The 13625-nt window shown below is 69.8% G+C and carries 12 protein-coding genes; 6 read left to right on the top strand and 6 right to left on the bottom strand.

The window, feature by feature from the left end; translation table 11 throughout:
- Positions 1 to 23: 23 nt before the first annotated feature.
- On the bottom strand, positions 24 to 1352 hold the full coding sequence (locus U5918_RS12500) for an Hvo_1808 family surface protein (protein WP_336001687.1): 1329 nt from the start codon (positions 1350 to 1352) through the stop codon (positions 24 to 26).
- Positions 1349 to 2836: an Hvo_1808 family surface protein gene (locus U5918_RS12495; RefSeq protein ID WP_336001686.1), complete on the bottom strand. Its 1488-nt coding sequence runs from the start codon at positions 2834 to 2836 to the stop codon at positions 1349 to 1351. The genes U5918_RS12500 and U5918_RS12495 overlap by 4 nt, the downstream gene beginning before the upstream one ends.
- Before the next feature lie 87 nt (positions 2837 to 2923).
- Here U5918_RS12495 and U5918_RS12490 point away from each other — a divergent pair, with 87 nt between their 5' ends.
- Entirely contained in the window at positions 2924 to 3496 is a 573-nt protein-coding gene (locus tag U5918_RS12490) for a cysteine hydrolase family protein (protein ID WP_336001685.1), read from the top strand.
- Here U5918_RS12490 and U5918_RS12485 read toward each other — a convergent pair whose 3' ends face one another.
- Both U5918_RS12485 and U5918_RS12480 read right to left on the bottom strand, forming a co-directional pair.
- Positions 3497 to 3943, bottom strand: coding sequence for a PaaI family thioesterase (locus U5918_RS12485; protein ID WP_336001684.1), 447 nt, complete (start codon positions 3941 to 3943; stop codon positions 3497 to 3499).
- A gap of 70 nt (positions 3944 to 4013) precedes the next feature.
- Positions 4014 to 4889 (bottom strand): DUF8155 domain-containing protein, encoded by an 876-nt coding sequence (locus tag U5918_RS12480; RefSeq protein ID WP_336001683.1) that lies wholly within the window; start codon positions 4887 to 4889, stop codon positions 4014 to 4016.
- Positions 4890 to 4976: 87 nt separating this feature from the next.
- On the opposite strand from U5918_RS12480, the gene U5918_RS12475 reads away from it, so the two are divergent.
- The 3 genes from U5918_RS12475 to U5918_RS12465 all read left to right on the top strand — a co-directional run bounded on the left by U5918_RS12475 (position 4977) and on the right by U5918_RS12465 (position 8146).
- The gene (locus tag U5918_RS12475; protein ID WP_336001682.1) at positions 4977 to 5687 is read left to right on the top strand and encodes a lipoate--protein ligase family protein; all 711 of its coding nucleotides are present in this window, start codon (positions 4977 to 4979) and stop codon (positions 5685 to 5687) included.
- 68 nt (positions 5688 to 5755) lie between these two features.
- The gene (locus U5918_RS12470; protein ID WP_336001681.1) at positions 5756 to 7246 is read left to right on the top strand and encodes a dihydroorotase; all 1491 of its coding nucleotides are present in this window, start codon (positions 5756 to 5758) and stop codon (positions 7244 to 7246) included.
- Between the two features lie 105 nt (positions 7247 to 7351).
- Complete coding sequence (locus tag U5918_RS12465; protein WP_336001680.1) at positions 7352 to 8146, top strand: AAC(3) family N-acetyltransferase; 795 nt, start codon at positions 7352 to 7354, stop codon at positions 8144 to 8146.
- 277 nt (positions 8147 to 8423) lie between these two features.
- On the opposite strand, the gene U5918_RS12460 is transcribed toward U5918_RS12465, so the two are convergent.
- Complete coding sequence (locus U5918_RS12460; RefSeq protein ID WP_336001679.1) at positions 8424 to 9146, bottom strand: DUF5806 family protein; 723 nt, start codon at positions 9144 to 9146, stop codon at positions 8424 to 8426.
- 161 nt (positions 9147 to 9307) lie between these two features.
- Between U5918_RS12460 and U5918_RS12455 the strand changes: the two genes are divergently transcribed.
- Positions 9308 to 9676 carry a universal stress protein gene (locus tag U5918_RS12455; RefSeq protein ID WP_336001678.1) on the top strand — a complete coding sequence of 123 codons (369 nt, stop codon included), beginning with the start codon at positions 9308 to 9310 and terminating at the stop codon, positions 9674 to 9676.
- On the top strand, positions 9673 to 10194 hold the full coding sequence (locus U5918_RS12450; RefSeq protein ID WP_336001677.1) for a GNAT family N-acetyltransferase: 522 nt from the start codon (positions 9673 to 9675) through the stop codon (positions 10192 to 10194). The genes U5918_RS12455 and U5918_RS12450 overlap by 4 nt, the downstream gene beginning before the upstream one ends.
- On the opposite strand, the gene U5918_RS12445 is transcribed toward U5918_RS12450, so the two are convergent.
- Positions 10186 to 13623 carry a TraC-like domain-containing protein gene (locus U5918_RS12445; RefSeq protein ID WP_336001676.1) on the bottom strand — a complete coding sequence of 1146 codons (3438 nt, stop codon included), beginning with the start codon at positions 13621 to 13623 and terminating at the stop codon, positions 10186 to 10188. The genes U5918_RS12450 and U5918_RS12445 overlap by 9 nt on opposite strands.
- Positions 13624 to 13625 lie beyond the last annotated feature (2 nt).

The raw sequence follows: 13625 nt of genomic DNA, 5'->3' as shown, positions 1-13625 counted from the left end.
CTACCCGCTGGCGAACGAAAAACCTACGCTTCGCCGCCGATCCGGGCGAGCGACCCGACCGTCGGCCCGTTGACGATCCGGACGCCCCGGCCGTCGCGGGTCACCCGGAAGGCGTCGCCGAACGGGTCCGACTCGGGGAGGACGTAGGTGTCCGAACCCCGTCGCTCGCTCGCCCGCGAGGAGAGGATCGCCCGGTAGGCCCGCTCGAACTCGCGGGCGTCGTCGTCCGTGTCCCACCGGGTCGCCCAGACGTAGCCGTCCCGGTCGCCGTTCCTGTAGGGGACGACGCGGTCGCCGGCCCACCCCGCCGAGAACCGGTGGTCGTACTCGTAGACCGCCGGCCCCTGCACGTTTATCGCCCCGTTGGCCCACAGCATCGCGTAGATGGCAACCTCGCCGGCCGTGTCGCCGTCGGGGGTCCGATCGTAGCGCTCCCAGTCGGCGCTCGACCGGTCGGCGACGGTCACCGTCTCGGGCGACTCACCGGGATACGTTTCGGGGTGGATCACCTGCTCGGTGCTCGTCGGAAAGTCGCGGTAGAGGGCGTCGACCGCCCGCCAGCCGCCGCGGTCGCGGACCGTCTCGACGAACTCCGGCCCGACGGCGTAGGGCGCGTAGATGGTCAGGAACAGGCCGACGTTGAAGTCGGGGTCGCTCCCGCCGCCGCTCCCCTGGCGAGGCGGCCGTTCGATACAGGACCAGTCGGCCCCGCAGCGTTCGGCGTACTGCGACTGGAGGTAGTTGGCCTCGCCCTCGACGACGCCCAGTTGCGCGCGGCGGGCGTCCGACGTTTCCGTCCGACCCCCGAGCGAGAGCCGCTGGTCCTGGAGCGCGTGGACGAGTTCGTGGACCAGCGTCACCCGGTCGACGGTCGGCGTGGGCGAGTCGCTGACGAGGACGACCTCGCCGGTTCGCGACGAATAGAATCCCTGGACGGAGGCGTCGAGGGCCTGACCTCTGTCGGCGGCGGTCGACTCGTTCTCGCCGACCAAAAGGAGCGCCTCGGAGACCTGATCGGTGAAGCGATCCGGACCGCCACCGCCCACACTGCCACCGTAACGTTCGCGGTACTCCTCGCGCGAGACGACCGCGACCGATACCGACCGCCGGAACTCCTTGCCCCGGATGTGCTCGAGCCGGGCCATCGCCCGCGCGGTCACGGCCTCGCGCTCGCTCTGGTTCAGGCCGTCCTCGGTGGTGACCGACACCGGATCGTCGTGCCAGTGGCCGTCCTCCCAGCCGATCCGGTCGAAGAGCGGGTCGGGGCGGCCGGCGTCGTCGATAGGGGCGTTACAGCCCGCCAGCGCGACGAGCGCGAGCAGGAGGATGGCGCCGGTCGTGCGCCGGTTCACGGCTGGTGGACCGCGTCCAGGTCTTCGACCGTCGGGGCGTTGACGACCGTCACCGTCTCGCCGTCGGTCCGGACGGCGAAGGCGTCGCCGAAGGACCGGTCGTCCGGGATGCGGAAGACGTTCTCGTTGCCCTCGACCCGGCTGGCCCCGTTGTAGCGCAGGAGCGCCCGGTAGCCGTCGGCGAACTCGGCGGCCTCGGCCGGGGAGTCCCAGGTCAGCCGCCAGACGTAGGCGGTCTCGTCCGCGCCGGCGTCGGCGTTCTCGTAGACGTGGAGCCGGTCACCCTCCCAGCCGCGCGTGACCGAGAGGTCGTACTCGAACTGGACCGACGGGTCAGCGTCCAGCACCGCGCTCCGGGGGAGGACCGACTCCCCCGACCCGTCCAGCGCCGGGTAGGCGAACATGGCGCTCAGCCCCGACTGGCCGACTCGGCCGTAGTCGGCGCGTTCGGTGGCGGCGGAGGTGGCCTCCGGTCGCACCCGCGTCCAGCCGTCCGAGGTATCGTCGGCAATCGTCACCGACTCGACGTCGTCCCGCGGCGGCGTGTACCGGTCGGGGTAGATGACCTGCTCCGCGCTCTCGGGCGGGTCCTCGAACGCGTCGTCGACGGCGCCCCAGTCGCCCTGGTCGCGGAGGGCGGCGACCAGCCCGGGGCCGTCGTCGTAGGGGAAGTAGTTCAACATGTAGATGCCCAGGTGGAGATCCGAGGGCGGCGACCGGGGGGCGCTGACGCAGTCCCACTCGCTGCCACAGCGGTTCCCGTAGGCGGCCCCGACGGTCCGGGCCTCGCCCTCGATCAGGGCGGTCTGGCCGTTGCGCTCGTCGCGCGTCTCGGCGGTGATCGCGGAGAGGTTGTGCGACTGGTCCTGCATCGCGTGGACGAGTTCGTGGCCCAGCGTGCGCTCGCTCGCGAGGGTCGGTTGCCCGCCGTCGGCGACGAGTTTGATCGTGTCGTTGCGGGGGTCGTAGTAGCCGAGGACGTTCTCGCCCCGGTTCGCCCGCTGGACCGCGATGGAGTCGCGGTCCTCGCCGACGAAGAAGAGCGCCTCGAACTTCGCGTTGTCGAAGGTCCGCAGTGACTCGGTGTAGTCCGGGCGGCTCTCGGCGAGGAACTCCTCGCGGGAGATGATCTCGACGGGAACCGACGACTCGAACTCCTGGTCCCGGATGACCTCGACGCGGGCCATCGACCGCGCGACGACGGCCGCCCGTTCGCTCTCGTTCAGCCCGTCGGCGTTCGTCACCGACAGCGACTCGTTGGCCCAGTACCCGTCTTCCCAGCCGATCCTGTCCGTGCCAGGGTCGGCCAGTGCGTTCGTCGATCGGTCAGGACTGCCGTCCGTGTCGTCACCGGTGGTCCGATCCCCAGCGCCGTCGGTCTCGGCGATGGTCGTTCCCGGCGCGTCGGTGCCGGATCCCGGGAGCCCGCTACAGCCCGCCAGCACGACGAGAGCGACGAGTATCAGTCCGTGGACGGCTCGCATGCCCTGAGGCTGGGGCCGGGGCGTCAAAAGTGGTGCGCACCGGTCGCTCGGGAAACGGTTTTTCCGAATCCCGCCGTAGCCACGGCCATGCCATTCGACGCCGACGCGACGGCGCTGGTGGTGGTGGACGTACAGAACGGCTTCTGCCATCCCGACGGGAGCCTGTACGCGCCCGAGAGCGAAGCGGTCGTCGAACCCGTCACGGAACTGGTCGAGCGCGCCCGTGAGGCCGGCGTCCGGATCGTCTACACCCGGGACGTGCACCCGCCCGAGCAGTTCGAGGACGCTCACTACTACGACGAGTTCGAGCGCTGGGGGGAACACGTCGTGGAGGGGTCCTGGGAGGCCGAACTCGTCGCGGAACTGGACGTCCGCCCCGAGGACCACGTCGTCGAGAAACACACCTACGACGCCTTCCACGAGACGGAACTGGACGGCTGGCTCTCCGCGCACGGGATCGACGACCTGCTCTTCTGCGGGACGCTCGCGAACGTCTGCGTCCTCCACACCGCGGGTAGCGCCGGCCTGCGCGACTACCGGCCGGTGCTGATCGAGGACGCCATCGGCTACATCGACGAGGCCCACCACGAGTACGCGCTGGACCACGCGGACTGGCTGTTCGGGGAGGTCGAACCGCGCGAGGAGATCGGGTTCGCCTGATCAGCTCTCGACGCGGAAGATCGCCTGCCCGGTGGCGACGGCCCCAGGCGTGCCGTCGGTGTCGCGGCTCTCCACCGTCACCTCGGCGACCGCGGAGCCACCGCCGCTCTCGACGACGCTGGCGGTCGCCTCGAGGTCGTGGGCGGCGTCGCCGACGAAGTTGACGGTCGTGCTGAGTAGGTCGACCCGGTCGTTGACGGGGTCGGGCATCGTCGTCCGGACCGCCAGTTCCGTGGTCTGTTCGACCAGCGTCGTGACGATGCCGTCGTGGACCGTGGGCGGATCGGCCTCCTCGTCGGTGAATCGCTCGTCGAAAGGGATCGAGAGACTGGCCTCGCCGAACTCGATGTCGTCCATCTGGACGCCCAGCCAGGAGAGATAGCCGTTCTCCCGCTCGACGGACATCCGGAGCATCACCGGTGCGCCTTCCGGAAGGTCGTTGGCCATGTGAGCAAACGGTGTGCACCGGCCATCTTTTACCCACCGGTTCTTTCGGCTGGCGAAGGTGTTAAGTTTCTTACACGGGCTCCACGGCCACTGACACCGCGTCGCCGACAGCGAACGACCGGTCGGGACAGACGAGTTTCACCGCCAGCGCGTCCCGGGCGCAAAACAGCGAGAGCCCCGTGATCGGGTCCCCGTTCGCCCGGACTGTCACGTCGTCCCAGGCGACGGTGCGGCCGTCGCCCCCACCGGTACCGATCCGCCGTCCGAGGAAGGTGACTGGACCCTCGAAGGTGCCGGCCTCCTCGTCCGCGCCGAGGGCGCCGCCGCCGTCGTAGTGGGGAACCCCGCCGTCGAGGACGCGGTCGGTGCCGGCGACGTCGGCAGCGAGGCCGGCGAAGCACTCGCCGGGCGCGGGGTGGGCGGGGCCGTCGAGGACGGCGTAGGTCTCGCCCGTCGCGACGACCCTGCCAGTTCCGTCCCAGGGCACGGGGGCCACGTCGACGCCCGGATCGAGTTCGAGCGACCCCGACGCCCGGTAGTGGTTCGCCCCCTGGTTCCGGAACCCGAGATGAATGTGGTCGTCGACCCAGGGGGCGAAGAAGCCAGAGCGGATCAGTCGCCCCAGCGAGTCGCCGGGTTCGACCCGATCGCCCGCCGAGACGGCGGGGTCGACGTGGAGGACGCGGACGACGTGTGAGCCGGTGTCGATCAGGACGAGGTGGTCGCTGTCGGTGGCGTACGGTTTCGGCGGCGCGTCGACGGTCCGGACGTCGAGCACGTCGCCCGCGACCGGGGACGGGGCCACGCCGCCGCGACCCGGGTCGGGATCGCCGGTCTCGGGATAGAGGTCGACGGCGGCCCCGCGGTCGTGGGCGGCGTAGGGGGAGTTGTACAGGGAGAATCGGGGGTAGCGGTCGAGCAGTGCGGGCCCGAGCGTGACGACCATCGCCCGAACGTCGGGCGGGACGGGCTTTCAACCCGTCGGGCGCGTCGAGCCGTCAGGTCCTTATTCGGCGGTCCCTCTCTCTCACTCATGCGAGTAGTCCGGGGCTGCGGGGACGACGCCGAGGCCGACCGGGCGGTCACCCGGCTACTGATCGACCACGCCGGGACCGCCGGGGAGCCTGCGGTCCGGGTGTGGCGACCCCACCGCCAGGTCGCCTTCGGGCCCCGGGACGCGAACGCCGACGGGTACGAGGCCGCGGTCGAAGCCGCGGGGGAGCACGGGTATCCCGTCACGGAGCGCCGGGTCGGTGGTCGGCCTGTCGCCTACACCGGCGACACCATCGCCTTCGCCAGGATCGAACCCGTCGAGGACGAGCGCGCGAATTTAGAAGAACGCTACGCCGCCGTCCGCGTCGACGTCCGGGACGCGCTCCGGGAGATCGGCGTCGACGCCGAGCGGGGCGAACCCGACGACGCGTTCTGTCCTGGAAATTTCTCCCTGCAGGCCGCGGGCGGCAAACTGGTCGGTATCGCCCAGCGCGTGACAGGCGACGCGGCGCTCGTCGCGGGGATCCTGGTCGTCGACGGCCACGAGGAGATCGGTGCGGTGCTCGACCCCGTCTACGAGGCCCTGGACGTGCCCTTCGACCCCGACACCGTGGGGAGCGTCGAGCGGGCCGGCGGCGAGGTCGATCCGGTCGCGATCATCATGCGGCTAGAAGACGCCCTCGTCGGCGACCACCTCGGCAGCGTCGAGTGGGTGGACGACCTGCCGGCGGTCGAGTGGGCCGGCGAGTGACGGCGCCGGCCACGGTTGCGGCGTGTGCCGTCCGCGAGTTTTAGGACCCACCCGCCCGGAGGGTGGGTATGCTCATCCGGAACGCGACCCTCCCGGACGGTCGACAGCGCGACGTCCTGGTCGAGGGCGAAGAGATAGCGGCCGTCGGCGAGGACCTCCCGATGCCCGAGGACGCCGACGAGCGGTTCGTCGACGCCAGCGGCAAGCGTCTCATGCCCGGGATGATCGACGCGCACGTTCACTTCCGCGAGCCGGGCTTTTCCCACAAGGAGACCTGGGAGACCGGCAGCCGCTCGGCCGCGGCCGGCGGCGTCACCTGCGCCGTCGACCAGCCCAACACCGACCCGCCGACGATCGACGGCGCTTCCTTCGACGAGAAACAGGACAGAGCGAGCGAGGGCTCGCTCGTCGACTTCGGCATCAACGGCGGCGTCACCGAACACTGGGTCCCCAGCGCGCTCTTCCAGCGGCCCATGTTCGCCCTCGGCGAGGTCTTCCTCGCCGACTCGACCGGCGAGATGGGGATCGACGTGGAACTGTTTGCAAGCGCGGTCAAGACCGCGACCCGGCAGGACACCGTCGTCACCGTCCACGCCGAGGACGCCACGGAGTTCGAGCCCGGTGCCCAGGAGCGCGAGGACGCCGACGCCTGGAGCGCCTACCGCACCGCCCGCGCGGAGGCCGCCGCCGTCCGCGCCGCCGCAGAAGTTGGCGACCGGTTCGACGCCGACCTGCACGTCGCGCACGCCTCGACGCCCGAGGGCATCGACGCCGCCGCCGAGCACGGCATGACGACGGAGGTGACGCCCCACCACATGTTCCTCTCGCGGAAGGACAGCCGCGACCTGGAGACCCTGGGCCGGATGAACCCGCCGCTGCGCCGGGAGCGTCTCCGCAGCAAGGTCTGGGAACGGGTCGTCGACGGCACCGTCGACATCGTCGCCACCGACCACGCGCCCCACACCCGCGAGGAGAAAGACGCGAGCATCTGGGACGCCCCGTCGGGCGTGCCCGGCGTCGAGACCGCCCTGCCGCTCCTGCTCGAACGGGCCCGCGAGGGCGACATCTCCTACGAGCGCGTCCGCGACCTCACGGCCAAAAACGTCGCCGACCTGTTCGACCTGCCGACGAAGGGCGAGATCGCCGAGGGGATGGACGCTGACCTCGTCCTCGTCGACCCCGAAGCGAGCCGGGAGATCCGCGGCGAGGACCTCCACTCGAAGTGCGGGTGGACCCCGTTCGAGGGGAAACGGGGGGTGTTCCCCGAACTCACGCTGGTCCGCGGCGAGGTCGTCTACGAGCGATTCGGCCCGGACTCTGCCATCGAGGCCGCAGAGTCAGGGGAGGGCGAGGCGCGAAGCGCCTCGGAACAAGCGAGCGGGCGAAGCCCGCGAGCAGAGAACGAGCGCTTCGGCGATCCGGTGGGCGTCAACGTCCGCACCATCGACCGATCGTCGCCGGCGACGGCCACGGGGGAAGACGCCGAGCCGGGGAGCGAGACGGACACCGCTGGCGAATCGGGTGCCGATCCGGCAGACCCGGATCCCTCCGACGAGTAGCGCCGACCCTCCCGACCGCGGGATCGCGCCTATGGACGGCTTACCGCGCCGGGACCGGGACGGGGCGCTCCATAACTAACCCTCGCGAGTCGCGATTCCGGAGAGATGGTGCGACACCTCCCGGAAACGCTCTGGTGTAGCGCGAAACACTACGCCATCATGCAGCGCGACGAGCCGACGGGGCCCGTCGACGAGGCCGTCTTCGAGGAGATCCTGGACGGCTACGACGAGAGCGAGGTCTTCGTCCACGTCGGTCTCAGCGACGTGAACGCCGCCTTCGAGGGCGACCCCTACGAGTTCGTCACCGACGCGCTGGCCGACCACTTCGACTCGATCCTCACCCCCGCGTTCACCAAGTCCTTCCGCGAGACCGGGACCTTCCACCGGGCGGACTCCGAGCCGGAACTGGGTGCGTTCGCGGGCCTCTTCTTCGAGGACGCCGACCACCGGACCGCCGACCCGCTCCACTCGGTCCAGGTGCAGGGCGACTACCGCTTCGACGGCTGCGACCTCCGGGACACCTTCTCACCGGACGGCTGTTACGCCCAGCTGGAAGAGGACGACGTGCGGATCCTCAACGTCGGGACTGAGTGGCTCGTCAGCACGCAACTGCACTACGTCGAGCGCGTGACCGACGTGCCCTACAGCGAGACGACCGAGGTCGAGGGCACCGTCCGGTACGCCGACGGGAGCGAGGAGGCGGTCACCCAGAAGAACTACGACAAGAACAACTACGTTTACTTCTGGGACCGGCTGGGTCTCCAGCGCGATCTGGTGGCCGAGGGCGTCATGGACCACCACGGCCTCAACGGGCTGAACGTCATCTCGGTGAACGCCAGGGACCTCAGGGAGGCCCTCGAACCGCGCATCGAGGAGGACCCGTACTATCTGGTGCGGTAGCGGGCCAGCATCCGCGCGCCGGAGGCGCGCGGTTCACCGGAAGACGGTTCTGCTCGCACCTGCGGTGCTGCGCGGACTGCGACTTCCGAGTGCTCACGAGACCGCCGCTCTCGTGGCATCCCGAAAATCTCCGATTTTCGAGGACTCCCGTTCGTTCCCTGCGGTCACTCACGGGAACCCTCCGAGCGAGCGCATGCGCTCGCTCGGAGCAGTTTTTCCCCAAGTTTTTGCTTCGGGGGGTGCGCTCCGCGCACCCCCCGACGTAAAAAGTGGGGGTCTAGTCGTCGGCTTCCGCCGTCGTGTTACTCCCGTCGTGCTCGCCGCCGTCGAGGTCGCCGCCGCAGTGGGGGCACTCGTCGTGGCGCAGCGCGGCGGAGTGCTCGCGCACGTCGCGCATGACCTCGGAGATGCGGTCTTCGGCCTCCAGTTCCTCCTCGACGGAGAGTTCGACGCCCTCGACCTCCAGCAGGAACTTCGCGACCTCGGTGGCCTCGTACATCACGTCGTCCAGTTCCTCGGCGGTGAAGAAGTCACACATCGCGCCGTAGAGGAAGGTCGCGCCGGCTTTCCGGACCTTCTCCTCGAAGGAGTGGCGGGCCTGGTTGACCGCCTGGGGCGTGTAGGTGTCGGTCATGAAGGGGACCAGTTCGGGCAGGTTCTCGCCGATCTTGGTCATCTCGACGCCGGTTTCGGTCCGGAAGTCGGCGCAGAGGCGGGCGATGGCCCACTCGCGGGCGGTGACGTAGGTCCGGTCGCGGAGGAACTCGTTGGCCCGGTCGTAGGTCCCGCCCTCGATCTTCTTGAACCGGTCGTACTTCTGGACGTCGGCGGGCACGTCGGGGTCGGACTGGGGGCCCTCGGGGCCGACGCCGTCCGTCGGTGCGGCCGGTTCGGCCGGTTCGGCGGGGACGTCGGCACCGTCACCCGACGGGTCGGCGGGCGGGTCGACGAATTCCGGCAGCACGGCGTCGTCGGCGTCAGCGGCGGGAGAATCGGGCATACCGGTTCTGGGGCCCCCGGGTGAAAAAGCGTATCGGCGCCGTCGGCCGCGCGTCAGACGGCCTGCGCGCCGCAGTGCGCCCTGCCACTGCTCTGTCACCCCCGTCGGACTGGGCCGAACGGAGTTGAGGGTTTTTGACCCGTGAGTGCGAGGACACCTGCATGAAGGTACTGCTGGGCGTGGGCGGAAGCGACGGATCCTTCGCCGCGCTCGCCGACACCGTCGACCGGGCCGCGGAGGCCGGCGACGAGGTGACGGTGGCCGTCGTCGACCGCGAAGACATCGCCCTGACCCCCGAGGACGTCGAGACCGAAGTTCGCGAGCGACTGGCCGACGCCGGGCTGGACCCGGAGATCCGGCGGCTCTCCGGCCATCCCGGGAGCAAACTGGTCGAACTCGCCGAGCGCGAGGGATTCGACCGGCTCGTCCTGGCCGGCGGCGAACGCAGCCCGCTCGGGAAGATCCAGTTCGACGAGACCCTGGAGTTCGTCCTCCTCAACTCCGAAACGACGGTGACCCTCGTCAGATGACCCGGAAGTACCCCGAGGGATCCGCCGACGAGTTCCCACGCCCGCCGGCGACCGTCACCGACGCCGACGACCGGTCGATCGACCTCCGGTCCGGTGACGCCGCCGACACCGAAGCCCTGGTCGAGATGTATCTCGACTTCGATCCGGAGGACCGCGCGCAGGGCATCCCCCCGGTCCGGGAGGGCCAGATCCGCGACTGGCTCGACGTCCTGCTCGGCGAGGACTGCCTCAACGTCGTCGCCGTCCACGAGGATCCGGTCGGGCACGCGACGCTCGTCCCCGACGAGGACGGGAGCTACGAACTGGCGATCTTCGTCCTCCGGGAGTACCAGGGGGCCGGCATCGGCACTCACCTGCTCGAACACCTGCTCGGGGTGGCCCAGGAGGCGGGCATCGAGCGCGTGTGGCTCACCGTCGAGCGCTGGAACGACCCCGCGGTCTCGCTCTACGAGAAGGTCGGGTTCACGATGACCAGCTCCGAGAGCTTCGAGCTGGAGATGACGATCCGCCTAGAATAGGTCCACGTCGTCGGCCGACGGTTCGTCCTCGTCGTCCTCGTCGAGCCAGTGCGGGGTCCCGTCGAGATCGGTCGCCGAGGTCGGTTCGGTGTGGTTCTCGTCCAGGCCGGGGTCGAACGGATCGGCCGCCGGTTCGGTCCCGATGCTCGCGTCCCCGTCCGGGTTCCGGGCGTCGCCGTCGGACGCCGCGGTCGACCCGGACCGCGCAGCGCCCGCGTCACCCGTCGACTCGGCGTCGGCGGACGGCCCGGCGTCGGGCTCCACGGGTTCCGGTTCCGGCGGTTCGAGCGTGAACGCCGCGTCGGTGTCCTGGCCCTTGCCGTCCGTGACCGGTTCGGCGTCTGCGGGTTTCGAGTCGACCAGCGGGACGCTCGGGTCGACCGTGATCTCGCCGTCGACGATGATGCCGTCCTCGACCGCGCCCCAGTGGCGCTGGACGTACTCGCGGAAGTCCCCGTGTTCCCGCGGCGTGTAGTTGTACACCAGGTCCTCGAACGGCGACGCCTCGACGTAGGTCGGGAACCAGCCCTCGTAGTCCTCGAAGTAGGTCAGCGACTCCGAGTAGCCGTGTCCGGCCTTCCCGGGCGTCGCCTCCTCGCGGATCCAGTCGATCTGCTGGCGATTGAGGCCGAACTGGGCCAGCGTGTCGGGATCGACCCGGGGCGTCCGGAAGAACTGGATCGTCGAACACTGGTCGACGATGGTGCGGCGCTCGTTCTCCTGGCCCACGTCCCGGTCGGCGGACTGCTGGATGAACTCCCGGGGCGACTGGCTGATGAACCACAGCGCCGCGTCGTAGCGCGCCCACTCCCGGGCGGCCTTCTGGAGCCAGCTGGTCATCTCCTCGGAGTGGAAGAGGACGTGGGCCTCGTCGATCATGAAGACGAGCTTCCCTCGTGTGCGTTTGGCCTTCTGGGCCACCTGCCCGAGCATGAGCTGGAGCATGATCGACTTCTCGGCGTCGCTTGCGTCCCGGAGCTGCTGGAGGTCGAGGTAGGCCATGTCCACGTCGGGGTTCATGATCCCCGCGCCGGTCTCCAGGTGGTGGTACTTCCCGCCCTCCTTGAACCCGGAGAGCTTGTCCAGCAGGTCACTGACACGCTCGACCTTCTGTTCGATCTCCGCGGCGTGTTCGGTGTGGGTGTACGTGTTCGGGTTCTCCAGCATGTCCCCGAGGGTGTCGATGAAGTCCTCGATGGTCGGGCTCTCGCGAGCGTGACTGTCCAGGTCGTCCTGGTAGATGCCCGCGCGGTTGTACGTGCCCTCGAGGCCCTCCTCGATGGTGGCGACGTAGTTGCCGGGGTCGATCCCCTGCGAGCGGAGGATGCCGGCGAAGAACTGCGTCGCCTCCTCGATCTTCATGCGGTAGGGGTCGACCCGACCGCCCGAAGACTCCCGGATGTGGTCGGGGAGGGGCTGGATGTCCAGCGGGTTGATCGTCTGGGTGCCGTCGACGACGATGTGCTCGCCGCCCAGCAGCTTCGTGATGCCGTCGAAGCCGCTCTGGGTGTCACAGAGGATCAGCGTGTGGTCGTCGCTCTGGAGGTACCAGCGCGCGGCGGCCTTCGTCGAGGCGTAGGTCTTCCCGCTGCGTGACTTCCCGATGGTCAGGAGGTGCGGTGCGCTCTCGCGCTCGAAGGGGTCGGCCTTGAGCATCGCCCCGTTCTGCTTGTTGCGCCCCCAGTCCATCCCCGTCGGTTCGCGCACGTCGGTCGCGCAGAACGGGAAGGTCGCGCCGATGGCCCCGCCCGGCACCGACGTGGTCTTCTCGATCGTCGACGTCTCGGTGAACTCGTCGTGGCCGGTCGGCGCACAGGACTTGAACGCCTCCAGCTGGCGGCTCGCCGGGACGACCGTGTAACAGTCCGCCGGCGAGGACTCGAGGGTGTTCCGGACCAGTTCGGCGTCGTCGTCCAGCACCGACCGCTTCGCGTACTCGACGTGGTCGAACTCCTCGATGGCGCTCTCGGCGCGCCGGAGCGCCGCCTCCGTGTCGGCGCGGACGGTGACGTAGCCCGCGAGGTCCCACGGCTGGGTCCGCGTCGTCCGCAGCAGTTCCCGGTAGGTCAGGTACGCGTCCACGTCCCGATCGATGTCGGCCGCCGACACGTCCGAGTGTTCGCGGCGCTCGTGGCCCTCGGACTCGATGTCGGCGATGATCCGCTCCAGTTCCGCGGTCTTGGCCCGCTTGTCGGCGGCGCCGACGTGGAAGCAGACGTCGACCTCCACACCCCGGAGGGTGAACAGGTCCCGGAGGAACAGCGACTGCGGTTCGACCGGCCACTCGGCGATCCAGAAGGTCCGGCAGAACTCGTCGCCCACTTCGACGTGGTCGCGGGTGGCGTCGAGTTCCGCCGGCGCGAACAGTTCGTCCATGCGCGCCTGCTGGGCCTCGGAGAGTTCCTCCTCCTCGATGGCCCGGATCAGGTTCTCGCTCGGGACGGCGTCCTCGCCGGTCCAGTACTCGCTCAACAGTTCGATGTGCTCGCGCACGCCGATCCGGCTCGCCTGGAGGCCGGTGATCCCGTCGATCGCGCCCTCGACCGTCGCGAGGCGGTCCAAAAGGGTCGCGAACTGGCGCTTGTCGGCCGCCTCCGGGTCCGCACTCGCGAGCGGGTTGAGGATGTCCCAGACGCTCACGTCGGCCGGCGACTGGACGTCACCCGGCGCGACCTCCACGACGACGTAGTAGCGCCAGTCGTTGGCCGCCCACTGGGGGACGTCGGTCTCGCGGTACCAGTCGGCCACGTCCTCGAGCAGTTCCCGCTTGTACATCGCCGCCTGGAAGTCGTCGTCCAGGCCGTCGGCGCCCGCGGCACGGCGCTCGTACTGGCCGACGATCTCGTCGGCGTCGAAGTCGCCGGTCGTCGCGAACAGCTTGAAGTCGAAGTCCTTGATCTGCTCGTCGACCACGGTACTCAGCTGGGCGGCCAGACCGTCGATATCCCGGTCCGAGCCCAGCGCGGCGTTGGTGGGATCCACGCGGACCACGCCGACGTAGCGTCCGTCGTCCATCTTGGCGGTCCCCTCCGGCTGGAACCCGCGGACGCCCGGAATCGACCGGCCGACGGCCTCCTCGTGGTCCCAGGGGAGCGTCCGCGACCGCCACAGGTACGCGAACCATCCCTTGATCCGGCCCCGGGGCGAGGCGTACCAGTCGGTCGTGATCTTGGCCGCCGTCGCGACGAACACGAGGACGCCCGCCGCCAGTAGCGCCGGGAAGAACACACCGAAGGAACCCCCCATCAGCGCGAACAGGGCCACGAGCGCCACCAGGCCGGCCGGCACGTAGAGCAGCAGGTCCGACGTCGTCAGTGGTCCGAGCACCTCGATCGAGGTGTCGATGTACGGCGGGATCAGCTGACTGGGATCCCGCGTCCGGCGCTGTTCGCGTCTGTCGTCGGTCGTCCGTGGTAGGTCGTTCGACATCC

Source organism: Halorientalis sp. LT38 (assembly GCF_037031225.1).
GTDB classification, from domain to species: domain Archaea; phylum Halobacteriota; class Halobacteria; order Halobacteriales; family Haloarculaceae; genus Halorientalis; species Halorientalis halophila.
This window is presented reverse-complemented; position numbering and strand designations above follow the sequence as displayed.